The sequence below is a fragment of the Mycobacterium sp. 852002-51163_SCH5372311 genome, assembly GCF_001667115.1.
Lineage (GTDB): Bacteria > Actinomycetota > Actinomycetes > Mycobacteriales > Mycobacteriaceae > Mycobacterium.
Genome location: NZ_LZIJ01000022.1, coordinates 1 through 15,667, shown reverse-complemented (window position 1 = coordinate 15,667; position 15,667 = coordinate 1). Strand labels below are relative to the sequence as shown.

Genomic DNA, 15,667 nt, shown 5'->3' with positions numbered 1-15,667 from the left:
AGAGCGGAGTCTGAGCCTTGACCGAAACCGTCGACGTGAGTTTCGACGTCGATGCGCTGCGCCAGAAGTATGCCGAGGAGCGTGCCCGCCGATTGCGGCGCGACGGCATCGAACAGTACGTCGAGATAGCGGGAGAGTTCGCCCGGTTCGCCGAGGATCCTTGGGTGGAACGGGAATTCAAGCGTGAGCCGCTGACCGACGAGGTAGACGTCGCGGTCGTCGGGGCAGGCTTCGGTGGGTTGTTGACCGGCGTGCGACTGCGCGAGCTCGGCGTCCAAAGTGTGCGGTTGATTGACCGGGCGGCGGATGTGGGCGGCACCTGGTATTGGAACCGCTACCCCGGTATCGCGTGCGACGTCGAATCCTACGTGTACATCCCGCTCTTGGAAGAGCTCGGCTACCTGCCCGCGGAGAAATACGCCAAAGGCGCCGACATATTGGCGCATTGCCGCCGCATCGCAGAACACTACGATCTGTACCGCGACGCCTGTCTGCACACCGACGTGCATGAGATCCGTTGGGAACCAGCAACTTCCCGCTGGTTCATTCGGACAAACCGGGGCGACGAGATGCGGGCCAGGTTCGTATCCATGGCCAACGGCTATCAAGCCAAGCCCAAGCTGCCCGGAATCCCGGGCATCAACGCCTTTCGCGGTCACACATTCCACACCAGCCGGTGGGACTATCGGTACACCGGCGACAAGCTGCAGAACCTCGCGGCCCGGCGTGTCGGCATCATCGGCACCGGCGCAACCGCGATTCAATGCGTGCCTCACCTCGCGTCGGCGGCGCAGCACCTCTATGTCTTCCAGCGCACCCCGTCGTCGGTCGACGTACGAGCCAACGGGCCGACGGATCCCCAGTGGGCCAAAACATTACAGCCCGGCTGGCAGAGCGAGCGGATCCAGAACTTCCAGATCCTCACCGCCGGCGGTCAGGCGGACGAAGACCTGGTGGCCGACGCCTGGACCAGCATCACCCGGAAGCTCCCGGTGATGCGGCACGACGCTGACGGGTCGGCGAACTTTGAGCAGCGCACCCGGGACATCGAGCTCGCCGACTTCGCCAAGATGGAGGAAATCCGGGCCCGTGTCGACGAGCTCGTTTCGGATCGCGCGACGGCGGAGGCGCTCAAACCGTGGTACGGCTATTTCTGCAAACGGCCGTGTTTTCACGACGAGTATCTGCAAACGTTCAACCGCGACAACGTCGCACTCGTCGACACCCGCGGCCGGGGAGTGGACCGTATCACCGAATCCGGGGTAGTCGTCGACGGAGCTAGCTACGAAATCGATTGCCTGATCTTCGCAACGGGCTTCGAGGTGGGCACCGAGTACTGTCGCCGTACCGGGTTCGAATTGATCGGCCGCGGCGGTGCGACGCTGACCGAGCGGTGGCGTGACGGCGTCCGTACCTTCCAAGGACTGTGCGCCAACGGTTTTCCGAACTGCTTCATCGAAAGCATCGCCCAGGCCGGGCTGACGGTGAATTTCCCGTACCTGCTCGACGTGCAGGCTACGCACGCCGCGTGGATCATCGCGTGGGCGCTAGAAAACGGTGCCACCGAAGTCGAGGCATCGGTGGACGCCGAAGCCGCCTGGGTTGAAACGGTTCTGGCCAGATCAGCGTTGACCGCCGAGCGCGCCAGGACGTGCACGCCCGGTTACTACAACCGGGAGGGGAGAGCCGACGCGAAAACTCGCCAAGGCAGTTTCTTCTTCGGTGGACCAACGGAATACGCCGACATCCTGGCCGCGTGGCGCCGGCAAGGTGACTTCACGGGATTCGACATTCGCGGCGGCGATTTCGGCCCATGAAACGCCGCGGGCGATACCTCATCGGCCGGCTGCGGGCGGCTACCCGGCGTCGGCGCTCACCCAAGGTGGCGATCATCGGCGCGGGCTTCGGAGGACTGGGCGCAGCGGTCGCGCTGCGTCGCGCCGGCATCGACGACCTGGTGATCATCGAGGGCGACGACGGCGTGGGCGGAACCTGGCGGCGCAATACCTATCCCGGTGCCGCCTGCGACATCCAAAGTCATCTGTACTCATTTTCGTTCGCGCCCAACAAGTCCTGGAGCCGCACCTACGCCCGACAACCCGAGATCCTCAGCTACCTCGAGTCAGTTGCCGACGATTTCGACCTGCGCCGACATCTCATGCTGAGCACGACGGTACGCACGGTCCGTTGGATCGCGGACACTTGCCGCTGGGAGTTGCGCATTGACCACGCCGGCAACGAAGCGACATTGACCGCCGACGTGATCGTCTGTGCCGTGGGCTTGTTCGGGTCAATGAAGCTTCCCGATATCACGGGTGTCGCCGACTTCGGTGGTGCCGTGATGCACACCGCGCAGTGGGATCACGGCATCGACCTAGTCGGCAAGCACGTGGCGGTCATCGGCACCGGGGCCAGCGGTGTGCAGGTGGTACCGGAGCTTTCCCGGATCGCCCAACACCTGACCGTGTTTCAGCGCACGCCGCCCTGGATGGTTCCCAAGGATGACCGACCCTACAGCGCAACGGAATTGGCGAGGTTCCGGCGCGATCCGTTGGCAGTGCGACGCGCCCGCTGGCAGATTTGGAAATTCCAGCACGACAACACGGCGACAATGGCCGACGACCCGGTGGTGACCGCTCGCAGCCACATCGCGACCTCGTTCCTCGAGCGCACCGTAGCCGACGAGCGGCTGCGCCACGCTCTGACGCCCGATTATCCGTTCCGCTGCAAGCGCGTACTGTTGGGCGACGACTACTATCGGGCGTTGCAGCAAGCCCACGTCGAGCTCATCGCCGACCCGATAGACCGGATCACCCAGGCGTCGATAATCACCAAACATGGTCGCGCCGTGGACGTCGACGCAATTGTGCTGGCCACCGGATTCGAAACGTCGTGCTACTTGTCGGGTATCGATGTCATCGGCGCCGAAGGCCAGCACCTGCACGACCTTTGGGGCGATGACCCGAGCGCGTATCTCGGTGTCGCCGTCAGCGGCTTTCCGAATTTCTTCATGCTCTACGGACCCAATACCAATCAGGGCGGCAACTCTATCGTATTTATCCTCGAGGCCGGCGCACGCTTGATCGCCAGCGCCGTAGGCCGGATTGCGCGCCGGGGCGGCTACCTCGATGTGCACCCTATTGCCGAAAAGCGTTATAACGACCGGCTTTCCGCTGACCTCGAGCTCAGCATCTGGACCAGGTGCGACAGCTACTTTCGGTCACCGACCGGCCGCATTGTCACCCAATGGCCCTACACCGAACTGGAGTACGCGCGGCGGACGTGGCGGCTGCGGCCGAGGGACTGGGTGCATAACACCACCGCGAGCAGACGCAAAATCACCCCAAATCGACGTGAAGTGAGGGACTTTGCGTCTGCTCGCGCTGTCAAGGCGCGCTGAGTCGGCGCAGCGTGTTGTCGAAAAGGGCGTCGAGGAGCTGCTGGTTCCCGGTGCGGGCGTAACCCCTCAGGACCAACCTTGACGTGCGCGCATAGGAGAAGTATTCGGTCCGCGCGACGCGGGCATCTCCGCTGGCCGTCGACCTGGTCTTCACGATCCGGAAGCGCTGCGGCCCGTTCGCGGGGCGCGAATCCTCGAGGATCCGGACAGCGTAAAAGACGACGCGACCCGAGTCGAATCGCTCACAGCGGGACACCAGCTTGATCATCGCGTCGAACCCGCTGCGGTTGAATTCACGGGCCAGCGTCACCCGGATGTCGTGAGGCTCGTAACTGAAGCTGGGCGTACCTGCAGGGTCATACGCGGAGACCACGGCGGCGTCGCTGGCGCCGACCGCGAGCTCGCCCACGTTCGAGCATTCGGCAGGCTCTGGACCAATACCGTCGTGGAAAGGCTGGGGTCTGAAATACCCGAACGAGTCATACCTGAGCTCGTCTTTTACGGCCCACGATGCCGGAAACTCGGACCGCTTGGGCAGCAGTTCAGCCAATTGCTGGTCGCTGAGCGCGGCCAGTCCCGGAGCGAGTGGGTCCGGGATGGGCGGCGCGCCGTTGTGCCATCTTCGGGTGGGGATGACGATCAGGATTGCGGCGATTGCGATCACGCACAACGCGGCCGCGATCAGCCAGGACCAGCGCCGCGCGGTGCTCATAACGCACGCAGCCTTTTCAGGGTTTGGTCGGCGCGCTGCTGCACGAGATCGCGATCAGGTCCGGCCATGTCATAAATCGAGCATTCAAAGATGACGCCGCGCACTGCGGTGTAACTGACGTGGTAGGTCAACGGAGGTTTGCGGCTACCGGGCGTGGTGAACGTTCGGGTCACGGTGACGGCCGCCTCGGCGCCATTGGCTGAGCGCGCTCCAACTACCGTAGTGATGGACCGCTTGTTTTTGACTGCGCCGTCCTGGTTGTAGTTGGTGACTTGGTAGGAGCCGCAGCGGCCCAGCCACTCAACATAATTCGAGATCCGGGACGGCCCGTCGGGAACCACCCAGATGACTAAGCTGGCATTGGGCCCGGACTCATCGTGCCGCCCAGTCGCGTCGTCGTCCATCAATCCGGCTTCTCGCGCCGACAGCTGGGTGGAGCGGTCGACGCCCTGCTGAGCCGCGAGGCCGGCGCCAGTGTGACGCAGGATTTTCGGAATGGTTGTACAGGCAGGCGGCCCGTAGCGCGCTCTCGGAACCCCTGGTCGCCAGTCACTCGCTGCGTCGTCGTCTGATACCCGGGTTGGTCGCAACGACGCGCGCAGACTGTAGCCCCAGTCAGCCGGGAAGTCACTGCTGGCGGGCAGGGCGCTCGCAAGTACCCAGTTGGAGCGCGAATCCAGGCTAGGCGGCGAACTCGCACGCGACGGGATCACCAGCACGATCACACCGCAGGCGCCTAACACGGCAAGCGCCGCTGCACCCACCACCCGGGGCCACAACTGGCCATTGGCATTGGCCGCTCGGGCAGCCTTCGCAAACCGCATCGCCGCTCCTTGCCTCAGACTGTTCACGTTAAGACCGTGCGCCATGGACTTGCCACAACCAGAGCGCCGGCAGTCCCCTCAAGCAATTGGAGACTGTTTCAAAGCGACCTGCACCGACCGCAACGCAGCTGATCTATCGCGTCGGATCATCGGCGACCTCGATCTCGCGGGCAGCGGCCGCCGCGCGCAGATAGTGAAAGTCGTCAAGCGACTTGTCGGCATATGCGTACGACCACTCGGCGACGGCGTCGTGCACGGTGCTGTTGGTGCCCACGTAGCCCCGCAGTATCGACGCATTCGCACTCTGGGAGTGCGCCCGTGCCAGCAGCACCGCACAAGCGGTGACGTACTCGCGAAATGTAGACGCGGACATGCCTTCTGTTACGACGGTGCCCTTCATGTCGTGAAACTGACGCACGTAGTAGTCGCGACCGTCCTTGCGTGTCGTCCCGAGGAACACATCCGACATTGCCTGCAGGATCCGCTGACCATCGACGACGCGAACACCCTGGCCTTGCTCTTCGATGGCCGCAATCAGGCTGTCCGGCTGTTGCCAAAAACCGTATTCCTCCAGCACTGATCGAGTGGCCTCTTTGATTTGCAGGATCATCGGTGTTCCGTTGGGGCCGACCAAGATAACCAAGTAACACCGGGTGCCGACGCTGCCGACGCCGACCACTCGCAGCGCGATATCGGTGATGCGAAAGTGCGAGAGCAGCAGCGCAACATCGGCCGGAACGGTGGCCAGATACTCACGGACCGACTCGAGTACCGGGGCTTCGGTCGCCTCGTCGACGTGCTGCAGGACCGGCGGCGCTTCGCGTAGCCGCGGGGTGCCGTCCGGCCCGGTCTCCATGATCTGCTTGAAGACCCGCGCCGACGTGCGTTTGCGCGCCCTGGCGGTGGTGCGCTGGATCACTTTGCGCATGTCCTTGGACACCTTGTCGGTGTAGCTCTCCGGCTCCATCCGAAGGTAGTAGCGGCTCAGGACATCCATCTCCAACGTTGTCTGCAGAGCGGTTTGGTAGGCCACCAACGTCTGCTCGACACAGCGGCGGATGGCCTTGGCCGGGTAGCCCGCGTGTCGGCCCCCGACGATCGCGCTGGTGATCAGGCGTTTGACGTCCCACTCGGCGGGCGCGATCGCTGCTTCGTCAAAATCGTTGAGATCAAACACTATTGAGCGGTGGGGGGCGGCGTAGATACCGAAGTTGGAGATATGAGCGTCGCCGCAACACATGATCTCGATCCCGCTCGACGGACTTGCGGCGAGGTCGGCGGCCATGACTGCGGCGGAGCCCCGGTAGAACGAGAACGGGTCGGCGAGCATCCGTGCGAAACGCAGTGGAACGAGTTCGGGTAGCCGGTCGGCGTTTTGAGCGACGAGTATCTCAGTGGCCGATCGCGGTGCGGGTGTCAGCTGAGCGAGGGAACGTCGCGGCGCGGTCTTGCGCAGCGCCCGTCCGCGTGCCTCATCTTGGCTCGGAACTTCCAGATCGATCAGACGTTCCCGCAACACCCGCTGTGGCATCAGGGGTTTCCGGCCTTCACCGCGGCGACGACACCGCCGTCGACCAGCAGGTCGGTGCCGGTGATGAACGTTGCATCCGGGCCGAGCAGGAACGCCGTCGCCGCAGCGATGTCGTCGGGAGTTCCGATCCGGCCGGTGCCGGACATGGCGATCATCGCGCGCATGCCGTCGCCGACCGGAGAAGCCAGTTCCTGGTGCCCCATCGGTGTCGAGATGATGCCGGGACTGATCGAGTTGATGCGGGCACCCCGGCGGCCCCACTGCGCACTGGCAGCGCGAACTCGAATATGGTTGGCGTGCTTGGCAACCGGATACGCAAACGCTTGCTCGGTGATACGACTGACAAAGTCCAATCCCAGCAAGTCACCGGGCGGGCTGTGCGCGAGCGCGTGTTCTTGCTCGGCGGACAGCGCGGGAATCATGTGCCCCGCCATGCTGGCGATTACCACCCCGGCGCCACCGGGTGCGACGACCTCGCCGAACTCCTGCAGCATCAGCGCGACGCCGAGCAGGTCGACGGCCAGGATCGCCTGGGCGGAGGCCTGCGCCAGGGACAATCCGGCGGTGTGTGCCACCTGCGTGATGCTGCCGAGGGATGCCGCGTACTCGGCTAGTCCGTGCACCGATTCCGGTGACGCGACGTCGACGCTTCGGGTTTCGACGTTATGGCCGTCCGTGGCCAATGTTTTGGCCGCTGCGGCCAACGTCTTTTCGTTGTAGTCGGCCAAGAGCAGGGTTTTACCGGCGCCGAGCCGGCGGGCGATCGCCTGGCCCATACCACCCACGCCAATGATGGTGAGCACTTCTGCGACCACTGCAACCCCCGAATCCGAGGCGAATCAAGTTAACTGGCGATGCTATACAAGCCAGCCGAACCGTCCGCGTCGCGTCGGCTACGCCGCCAGATCCGCAGCGTCTGATGGCAGGTGCGGGTGGCCGCTATGCCGGACGGCCGTCCCGATGAACGGCGCCTTGACGGTGGCGGCCAGGTGGCGCCGATTGACGACCAGCGCGGCGATGGCCAGCGCGGTGTAGATGCCGCAGAGCAGCAGACGGCCGTGCGTCGAGGCGATGGGGAACTGGACCAGGAACAAGACCAGCAATGCCCAGGCGCTGAAACGATGGAAGCGCAGCGCCAGGATCAGTGCCACACCCATCATGGTCTGGGTCGCGGTCAGCAGGACTTCCTCGACCTGACGGGGATCCAGCGCCAGGGAGAAACCGCCGCCGCCGAGCAGGTGGGCAACCGGCAGCGATCCGATGAGCAGTGTCCACTGGTTGACCTTGGACGAGATCAGCGTGGCAATGGCCGCGGTGCCCTTGCCGCGGGCGGCGAAGATGGTCGCCACGATGAACTCCGGCGCTTCGGAGGCCAGCGGTGCCAGCCACTGCACCAGCAAGAACCGGTCGACGCCCAGCTCGGTCCCGGCGGCGACCAGATTGTCCGCGAACGGTTTCGCACACAGCAGAATCACTCCACCGGATACCGCGAACAGGCCGAATACGGCGATGCGCCGAACCCGGTCGGGCAACTCCGCCAGGGCGGCGGCGGTGCCGATCAGGTCGGGCTCTTCCACGTCGCCGTGGCTGACCTTGTACAGATAGAAGCCGAACCATGCCAACAGGGCCAGCCCCAGCGCCAGATGGATTTGGCCATCGAGGGGAATGACGAACGCGACCACACCGGCGATCAGCAGGAACCCGAGTTCCACCCGGTTGGCGGGTTCCAGCGCCAAGCCGCCCCTTCCGCGTGCGCCCGCCCGGCGTGCCACGACCATGCCGACCAGCACCACGACCGGCCAGCCCAGCCCCATCAGCAGCCGGTTGGAACCGGTCATGTTGGCCGTGGCGTACTGGGTGTAATCGGGATTGTGGCCGGATGCGTACGCGTAGTAGAGGTCGACCGCATATTCGGGGAGAACCGCCACCAGGGCGAGCACAGCGATCGCCAGTCCTCCGGACACGTCTATCTGGGCGGCTTCGGCGGCCCAGGCGAGCAGGAAGCTGGCTGCCACCACCGCGGCACCGAAGATCACTAGCGCAGCGACCGGCGTTGGATGCAGGCCGAGGATGCGGACCACCACCGCCGGGCTGATGAATGCGCCGGTGAGCAGCGCCGAGCGGGTCAGGACGCGCCACCGCGGGCGGGACTTCGTCGTCGTGACGACGGCCCGATCTGTGGTGACCAATTCTGATCCTTCAGCTCGACGGCGAGGGGCTATTGCTGGTGGCCGTCTCGACATGCGGCCCTGACGCACAGTTATCAAACGTACCCGCACGTTAGCTTCCCCAGCAACGTTGCGGGTCTGGGAATTGAGGTCAGGCGCAACCCTCTCTTTGCTGGTCAGAGCAGGCAAGTTTCAAAGTTAGGCCGTCCTAATTCAAAGTTTTGGCAAACCTTCCCCGCGGTTGCGATATCTTCGGCCGGGTGGAACGCGCGACGTCAGCCGACCCGTGGAACATCGACATCCACTACGACGCGCTGCTGGAGTCAAAGGTTCCGCCCGGTGCCAGGCGGGTGCTCGACGTCGGATGCGACGCCGGGCGCCCGTGTCCGCCGGCTCTGGTACGGCCGCGTGCTGATTACCTGGCGTGTGCCCGATTAACCCGGAGGTCCCATCGCGGCGGCGGCCGCCTGTGCGAACAGCTCGACAGTCTGGTTGCGGGTCAGCGAACTTGTCACTTGCTCGGCGGCGCGCATCATTTCGCCTGCGAACCAGGTGGGGCCGTTGCCCAGGTTGTCGAACGCCTCGGCGATGACCTCGTCCACCGTGGCCGCCCCCGGCGGCACTTCGTCGAGCGAACGTATCTGGCCCCGACTGTATTCGAGCGCTCGCAGGGCGGGCGTATCAGTCTTGCCCAGAATGAGACCCAGGACGTCGACTCCTTTGTCGTGCAATTCGGCCCACAGCGCTTCGGCGAAGACCATGTCGAATGCCTTTGAGGCGCCGTAAGCGACCATGTTGGCTCCGCCGGCCAATCCGGCGCCGGATCCGAAGATGACGATACCGCCGCTGCCTCGCTCGACCATTGCCGGAGCGAAGTGGTGGCACAACTGCATGGGAACCATACAGTTGCGTTGCACCATCGCCTCGGCTGCTTCGATTGAATTGGCAAGGAAAGGACGGTAATTCGGGTCGGCGCCGGCGCAGTACACCAGGAACCCGATCTCCAGGCCACGGGTGGCTTCGGCGACCCTGGCCGCCGCGCCAGGCTGGGCGAGGTCGACTGCCAGGGTGCGGGTTTGCGCTGACGACGTCGAATCGATCTCCGCTGCAACCTGATCCAGTACCGTTTGCCGGCGCGCGAGTAAGACTACGTTGACGCCCCTTTCGGCGAGTCCCTTCGCGAACGCGGCACCCAGGCCGTCGGAGGCTCCGGCGACCAGTGCCCAGGGCCCGTACTTCGTTGCGAATGCCATTGTCCTACTCCCGCTCTGGCTACTGTCCACCCAGCGTGGTCAGCCGCACTTGCGTGTACTTACGGCGCGCGATGCGCCAGCCTTCGGCGGTGCGGACGATCTCGTCGTCGTAGAAACCGACCGCGTTTACGCCAGAACTGTTGTCCGCGGCCATGATCAGACCGTCGATATAGGTGCGCGCCTGCGCCCTGTCGCCGTCGAGAGTGACCGCGATATTGCTAAGCCGATGCAGGGTGTGGCCCGCCATCGCGTGGACCTTTTCCATGAAGTCAGCGACCGCGTCGACGCCATTCCATGCGCCGATCTCGCCGTAGTCGAGTCGGCAGTCTTCGGTGAACACGGTGCGAAACAGCGGCCAGTCGCGGCGGTCGATCCCGCTGGCGTAGCGCAACAGCAGATCGGAGATATCTTGCCGGTCTTCACGTTCGGTCATGCAACGTCTCCATTGGGATGGACCATGATCCGCGGCGGTCCGTCGGACCTGCGGGCCAGGTCAAGGGCATCGGGCACTTCGTCGAGGGTGATGACCTTGCCGACACTCGGTAGCGGGTCGAGCCGTCCCGACGCGATGGCGTCGAGGGTTCCGTACCAATCCTGTGGGTGTGGGCCACCGCCGAATTGGATGGTGACGCCGTGGCGAGTTGCGGTGGTGATGTCCAAGGTGTCGCCGGTGTACCAGCCGCCTGCGCAGTAGATCCGGGTGCCCATCTCGGCGGATTCGACGATGTCCTGGATCAGACCGGCCGCTCCCACGCACTCGAAAACGACTGCCGGGCCGGGTAACCCGCGTTCGGTCCGGACGTGATTGAACGCGTCGAACGGCGGGGTCTCTGCCGGATCGACGACGATGTGCGCGCCGAAGCGGTCACGCGCGAGTTCGCGACGGTCGGCCTTGTAGTCCGCGACGATGATCGGCTCGATACCGCGGGCGGCCAAGGCGGCGACGGCCGAGAGGCCGATTGCCCCGGCGCCGATCACGATCGCGATTTCGCCGGATTGGATGTTCGCCGAGCGGACGTAGAACTCGCCGACGGCGAACGCATCGGTCAACGTGACGGCATCGCTGGAAACGTCGCCTATAACAGGCTTGGCCGCCGCCTCCGAAACCACAAGCAGCTCACCGAAACTCCCCTGCGCCTCGGGATGCTGGCCGATGATCCGCAGGCCGCCGGCGCCGCCGTCGACCAGGCGTACCGGCATGGATGCAACCCGGGAGCCCACCGCGAATTGATCGGTGCAGCCGGGTCCGTGGCCGAGTACCTCGCCGACGAACTCGTGGCCGAGCACGATGTCTCGGTCCGGGTCATAAAGGGAGCGGCCGGTCGGGTCGTCGACACCGAGATGCGGGTGGTCCATGAAGTGCACATCGGAGGCGCAGATCGCGGTGCTCAGCGTGCGCAACAGCAGTTCACCACGGCCGGGTTCCGGGTCCGGAATCTCGCGGACCTGTAGCCGGCCATCTCTCAACACGACGGCGCGCAACGAATCTACCCAATTCTCGAATAATCGATATAAGCTCTCGAATGTTCGGAACTTACTGTAAGAAACGCCGCGGGAGGGAGTCAAGCATTCGCGGATCTCCGTCGGCCCCGACCGGCCGGGTTCTCGACGTCGTCGAACTGCTGGCGCGCTCGGGAAATAGGCAACTGCGGTTCTCCGACGTCGTGCGGGAACTGGACCTCACTCAGGCGACCGCACACGCGATCCTGAAGACGCTGTGTGACCGCGGCTGGGCCAGCCGCGATCCGCTGACGAAGACCTTTGCCCTGGGCCCCGCACTGGCTGTGGTGGCCGCCCGAACAGACGTCGCTCGGCCGCTGACGCACGCGGCGCGTGCTGCGGCGCTGCGGCTTTCCGGTGATTTCGGCTATGCCGGCTCGGTGGTCGAGCGATTCGGCGATTCGCTGGTGGTCACCGCGTTCGAGGGTGAGCCGGTCACCGAGCCGTCCGGAATACCTGGTGATCGGATTCCGTATTCGCCGCCGTTCGGCGTCGCTTTCGCCGCTTGGGACACCGAGGAGGGACAGCGCGAGTGGATCCGCCGGGGTGCCGGAAACAACGCCGATCGCGCGCGGCGGCTGCAAGATGTGTTAGCTCGGACTCGTGAGCGGGGATTCGACATCGACTGGACCACGCCCGCACTGGCGCAGGCCGCCCAGCTGGTCGGCACCCTGGACAGCCACGAGGTACCGGCTCCGGTACGCCAGATCATGGACCAGCTACTAGCCGAGTTCACCACCATCGGTTTTCTCTCCGATGACAACCCCGGCCGTCGCAAGCAGCCCGTCGTGACGATCGCCGCGCCGGTATTCGACCATCGGCAACGAGTTGCCCTGATCGTGGCCGTGCATCCGCTCTGCACTTTGAGCGCAAAGCAGATACGGGCCATCGGCAAGCGGCTCACCGAGGAAACCGCCGCGGTGACCGCAGACTCGCAGCCGTGATTGGTGGAAAGGAATGAAAAGCCATGCCAGACAACTACGTTGTAGACGGCCGCTGTCCTGGGCGCCGTCACCCACAACGACCACGCAGCAGGCATAGGTGCTAGCCGATTCGAGCGCCCGGCAGTGGCCGAGTGCGCATCCTCTTGCGTGCTCCGCCGCCGGCATTGAATGATCGGCACATCCTGCCAGCAGAGGAGTCCAAGTGGCGAAAAAGGAACATCGGATCGGCAACCGCTGGGAGCTGATCACCTGCGCGCTCTCCGGACATGTCACTTACGCGCCCGACGAAGAAGCGCTCGCCCAACGGCTCACCGGTACCACCGGGCTGGGCGAAGTATGGCGCTGTCTGCGTTGCGGCGACTTCGCGCTCGGTGAGCCGCATGGACACGGTCACGCCAACGAAGCGCCGTTGATCATGCGCGGCAAGGCTTTACGGCAGGCTATCATCGTTCGAGCGCTCGGGATCGAGCGCTTTTTCCGGGCGATCGTGCTGGCACTCGCCGCATGGGCGGTGTGGAAGTTCCGCGGCGCGCGCGGTGCGATTCAAGAGACCCTGGACCGCGACCTACCCATCTTCCGGGCCGCCGGATTCAAGGTCGATCAGATGTCGGCGATACACGAGCTGGAAAAGGCGCTGGCCGCAAAGCCATCCACGCTTGCGCTGATAACTCTGATGCTGGCCGCTTACGCCGCCTTGCAGGTCGTAGAAGGCACCGGTCTTTGGCTGCTCAAGCGCTGGGGTGAGTACTTCGCCGTCGTCGCCACCTCGATCTTCTTGCCGCTGGAGATCTATGACCTGACCAAGGGCATCACCATGACGCGCGTGGTGACTTTCACGATCAACGTGGCCGCGGTGATCTACCTGCTGGTTTCCAAACGGCTCTTCGGTTTGCGAGGCGGGCGCAAAGCCTACGACGAGGAACGTCGCGGTGAGCAACTCCTCGACGTCGAGCGCGCGGCCATGCGGGCCTGACCTCTGAAGATGGGCACCTACGCGATAACCGGATCCGCTTCCGGCATGGGTCGGGAGACCGCACAACGCCTTCGCGACGACGGACACTCAGTAATCGGCGTCGATCTCAAGGAGGCTGACGTCGTCGCCGACCTGTCGACGCCGCACGGGCGTCGCGAAGCCGCCGAGGGTGTTCTCGCCGCATCATCCGGCAAACTGGACGGCGCGGTTCTGGCTGCCGGCCTGGGCCCGGGACCAGGCCGGGATCGTCCGCGCCAGATCGCCCAGGTCAACTACTTCGGGGTCGTCGAACTGCTCAGCGCGTGGCGACCGGCACTCGTTGCCGCACAGAACGCCAAAGTCGTGGTGGTGGCCAGCAACTCGTCGACGACGGTGCCGGCGGTGCCCCGACGAGCCGTGCGAGCGCTGCTGGCCCAGGACGCCGCCAAAGCGGTGCGTTCGGTCAAGCTATTCGGCACAGCCGCGTCCGTGATGATGTACGCGGCATCGAAAATCGCTGTCAGTCACTGGGTTCGGCGGCATGCGGTGCTGCCGGAATGGGCGGGTTCGGGCGTGCGGCTGAATGCGCTCGCGCCCGGCGCCATCATGACGCCGTTGCTGCAGGAGCAACTGTCGAATCCGCGGGAGGCCAAGGCGGTTCGATCGTTCCCGGTTCCGGTCGGTGGGTTCGGCGATGTCGCACACATGGCGGATTGGATGTGCTTCATGTTGTCGGATGCGGCAGACTTCCTTTGTGGCAGCGTCGTTTTCGTGGACGGCGGCACGGATGCATATTTTCGTGCCGATGACTGGCCAAAGCCGGTACCGACGTATCGAATGCTCGGGTATGTGCGGAGGTACTCTCGGCGCGGGTTGTGAGCACGCCCACAGCTAACTTGACTCGAGTTTAGTCAGATGTGACTATGGATGGATCGTTGCCAGGGGCGCCAGACCAGAAAGTGATCGTTCGATGAGTGAAACAGTCTGCAAGGCAGGGAATTCCGAACGTACTCGAACGATCGAATGGTCCGACCCGTTGATCTCCGCCGAGGCTGCCGCAGTCCTACCCGGAATTGAGTTCTTGCAGAGAATGGTCGACGGGACGATACCGCAACCGCCGATCATGAGCACCCTGGGCGCCCGGTTGGAGGCGGTCGCAGAAGGGCAGGCGGTGTTCACCATGACGCCGTCGGAGTCGCATTACAACCCCATCGGGTCCGTGCACGGTGGCGTGTACTGCACGCTGCTGGATTCGGCTGCGGCCTGTGCAATCCACACCCTGTTGCCCGCCGGTGTCGGCTACACCAGCCTGGATCTTTCGGTTCGGTTCGTCGGGCGGATCAGTGTCGATACCGGGTTGGTCAGATGCACCGGCACGGTCACCCACATGGGCCGGCGTACGGCACTCGCCGAGGCGGTATTGACGAGCCGGAACGGCAAGCTGCTGGCGACTGCGACGAGCAGCTGCCTCATCCTCAGTGCCTGATTGGTTTGGCGGCGAGATGGACAACGACGGTGCCGGCGTCATGAAGCTGGCGGGCCCACTGGCTGACCGGGACAATTGGGCCGTTGCCGACCTGTGTCCCATGGAGCATGCGCTCGAGGTGATCGGTACCCATTCGGCCATGGTGTTGCTCCGCGAGGTGCTCTGGGGCGGAAGGCGTTTCGACGATCTGGCGCGACGTGCGGGAGTCACCGAACAGATCGCCGCGAAGCGTCTGCGTCAGCTTGTCGACGCCGGACTGCTGGCCAAACGGCCGTATCGGCAGCCTGGCCAGCGGACGCGCTACGAGTACGTGCTCACCGAACGCGGCCGGGACCTGTTTCCGGTCCTGCTGAGCCTGATCGAGTTCGGCAGGCTGTTACAGGGCGAAACCAAAAGATTGGAATTCGTCCACGAAGGGTGCGGTGCCGCACTAGTTCCCCAGATTCGTTGCGGTGCAGGACACGACGTGTCGCTCTCGGAGGCGACGGCGCGGATTGCCAAGCACTGATCGAGGAGGATGAGCTTTTGCGTCTGCTCGCGCTGCGTGGTGTGACGGAGTGCTCGTAACGGCCCGAGCTGTGCGGGACACCACAGCACGGCTTCGCGTGGTGTTTACCCGGTCGCGGCATGATCGTAAATCATCCGCGATGAAATTCGTTGCAGCGGGCCACTTTCGAAAGGACCACGCGCATGCCGACTATCCAGGCCTGGAAAAGCCAGAGCCCTGACGACTTGCATGTAGCCGCGGGCGGTTGCCGAGTTGGCGTTGCTTGCGCCTCAGCAAGGCGTACAAGGCGTCACACGCCCGCGCCCGGACCGGCGCGGCTACATGCAAGTCGTCAGGGCTCTGGCTTTTCCAGGCCTGGATAGTCGGCATGCGCGTGGTCCTTTCGAAAG

General features: G+C 64.5%; 15 protein-coding genes. 7 read left to right on the top strand and 8 right to left on the bottom strand.

Annotation, left to right across the window (positions count from 1 at the left end):
* Positions 1–17 precede the first annotated feature (17 nt).
* Positions 18–1,817 carry an NAD(P)/FAD-dependent oxidoreductase gene (locus A5791_RS02910; RefSeq protein ID WP_067230728.1) on the top strand — a complete coding sequence of 600 codons (1,800 nt, stop codon included), beginning with the start codon at positions 18–20 and terminating at the stop codon, positions 1,815–1,817.
* Positions 1,814–3,400 carry an NAD(P)/FAD-dependent oxidoreductase gene (locus A5791_RS02905; RefSeq protein ID WP_067230727.1) on the top strand — a complete coding sequence of 529 codons (1,587 nt, stop codon included), beginning with the start codon at positions 1,814–1,816 and terminating at the stop codon, positions 3,398–3,400. The genes A5791_RS02910 and A5791_RS02905 overlap by 4 nt, the downstream gene beginning before the upstream one ends.
* Here the strand turns inward: A5791_RS02905 and A5791_RS02900 are convergent.
* From A5791_RS02900 to A5791_RS02865, 8 genes are all read right to left on the bottom strand, one after another.
* Positions 3,387–4,112, bottom strand: a complete 726-nt coding sequence (locus tag A5791_RS02900) for a hypothetical protein (protein WP_067230725.1) — start codon at positions 4,110–4,112, stop codon at positions 3,387–3,389. The two genes, A5791_RS02905 and A5791_RS02900, sit on opposite strands and share 14 nt — an antisense overlap.
* Positions 4,109–4,936, bottom strand: coding sequence for a hypothetical protein (locus A5791_RS02895; RefSeq protein WP_067230722.1), 828 nt, complete (start codon positions 4,934–4,936; stop codon positions 4,109–4,111). Before A5791_RS02895 ends, A5791_RS02900 begins: the two co-directional genes overlap by 4 nt.
* A gap of 133 nt (positions 4,937–5,069) precedes the next feature.
* Positions 5,070–6,467 carry a DUF2252 domain-containing protein gene (locus A5791_RS02890; protein WP_067230720.1) on the bottom strand — a complete coding sequence of 466 codons (1,398 nt, stop codon included), beginning with the start codon at positions 6,465–6,467 and terminating at the stop codon, positions 5,070–5,072.
* Positions 6,467–7,282: an SDR family oxidoreductase gene (locus A5791_RS02885; protein ID WP_082966707.1), complete on the bottom strand. Its 816-nt coding sequence runs from the start codon at positions 7,280–7,282 to the stop codon at positions 6,467–6,469. The genes A5791_RS02890 and A5791_RS02885 overlap by 1 nt, the downstream gene beginning before the upstream one ends.
* 78 nt (positions 7,283–7,360) lie before the next feature.
* A complete protein-coding gene (locus A5791_RS02880; protein WP_067230716.1) occupies positions 7,361–8,656 on the bottom strand; it encodes a sodium:proton exchanger in 1,296 nt (431 codons plus the stop codon).
* Between the two features lie 413 nt (positions 8,657–9,069).
* Complete coding sequence (locus tag A5791_RS02875) at positions 9,070–9,888, bottom strand: SDR family NAD(P)-dependent oxidoreductase (protein WP_067230712.1); 819 nt, start codon at positions 9,886–9,888, stop codon at positions 9,070–9,072.
* A 19-nt stretch (positions 9,889–9,907) separates the two neighbouring features.
* Complete coding sequence (locus tag A5791_RS02870) at positions 9,908–10,321, bottom strand: nuclear transport factor 2 family protein (protein WP_067230710.1); 414 nt, start codon at positions 10,319–10,321, stop codon at positions 9,908–9,910.
* Positions 10,318–11,370, bottom strand: coding sequence for a zinc-binding dehydrogenase (locus A5791_RS02865; protein WP_067230708.1), 1,053 nt, complete (start codon positions 11,368–11,370; stop codon positions 10,318–10,320). Before A5791_RS02865 ends, A5791_RS02870 begins: the two co-directional genes overlap by 4 nt.
* A gap of 41 nt (positions 11,371–11,411) precedes the next feature.
* Between A5791_RS02865 and A5791_RS02860 the strand changes: the two genes are divergently transcribed.
* The 5 genes from A5791_RS02860 to A5791_RS02840 all read left to right on the top strand — a co-directional run bounded on the left by A5791_RS02860 (position 11,412) and on the right by A5791_RS02840 (position 15,278).
* On the top strand, positions 11,412–12,332 hold the full coding sequence (locus A5791_RS02860; RefSeq protein WP_082966705.1) for a helix-turn-helix domain-containing protein: 921 nt from the start codon (positions 11,412–11,414) through the stop codon (positions 12,330–12,332).
* Positions 12,333–12,534: 202 nt separating this feature from the next.
* Positions 12,535–13,305, top strand: a complete 771-nt coding sequence (locus A5791_RS02855) for a DUF2127 domain-containing protein (protein WP_067230705.1) — start codon at positions 12,535–12,537, stop codon at positions 13,303–13,305.
* A gap of 9 nt (positions 13,306–13,314) precedes the next feature.
* A complete protein-coding gene (locus A5791_RS02850) occupies positions 13,315–14,163 on the top strand; it encodes an SDR family oxidoreductase (protein WP_067230703.1) in 849 nt (282 codons plus the stop codon).
* Between the two features lie 91 nt (positions 14,164–14,254).
* Positions 14,255–14,770 carry a PaaI family thioesterase gene (locus A5791_RS02845; protein ID WP_067230700.1) on the top strand — a complete coding sequence of 172 codons (516 nt, stop codon included), beginning with the start codon at positions 14,255–14,257 and terminating at the stop codon, positions 14,768–14,770.
* The gene (locus tag A5791_RS02840; protein ID WP_231995781.1) at positions 14,763–15,278 is read left to right on the top strand and encodes a helix-turn-helix domain-containing protein; all 516 of its coding nucleotides are present in this window, start codon (positions 14,763–14,765) and stop codon (positions 15,276–15,278) included. Before A5791_RS02845 ends, A5791_RS02840 begins: the two co-directional genes overlap by 8 nt.
* Positions 15,279–15,667 lie beyond the last annotated feature (389 nt).

Excerpts from the sequence above, each read along its gene's own strand:
- A5791_RS02860 (WP_082966705.1), top strand. The coding sequence starts at position 11,412 with ATGTTCGGAACTTACTGTAAGAAACGCCGCGGGAGGGAGTCAAGCATT.
- A5791_RS02870 (WP_067230710.1), bottom strand. The coding sequence starts at position 10,321 with ATGACCGAACGTGAAGACCGGCAAGATATCTCCGATCTGCTGTTGCGC.
- A5791_RS02905 (WP_067230727.1), top strand. The coding sequence starts at position 1,814 with ATGAAACGCCGCGGGCGATACCTCATCGGCCGGCTGCGGGCGGCTACC.
- A5791_RS02850 (WP_067230703.1), top strand. The coding sequence starts at position 13,315 with ATGGGCACCTACGCGATAACCGGATCCGCTTCCGGCATGGGTCGGGAG.
- A5791_RS02895 (WP_067230722.1), bottom strand. The coding sequence starts at position 4,936 with ATGCGGTTTGCGAAGGCTGCCCGAGCGGCCAATGCCAATGGCCAGTTG.
- A5791_RS02900 (WP_067230725.1), bottom strand. The coding sequence starts at position 4,112 with ATGAGCACCGCGCGGCGCTGGTCCTGGCTGATCGCGGCCGCGTTGTGC.
- A5791_RS02875 (WP_067230712.1), bottom strand. The coding sequence starts at position 9,888 with ATGGCATTCGCAACGAAGTACGGGCCCTGGGCACTGGTCGCCGGAGCC.
- A5791_RS02890 (WP_067230720.1), bottom strand. The coding sequence starts at position 6,467 with ATGCCACAGCGGGTGTTGCGGGAACGTCTGATCGATCTGGAAGTTCCG.
- A5791_RS02845 (WP_067230700.1), top strand. The coding sequence starts at position 14,255 with ATGAGTGAAACAGTCTGCAAGGCAGGGAATTCCGAACGTACTCGAACG.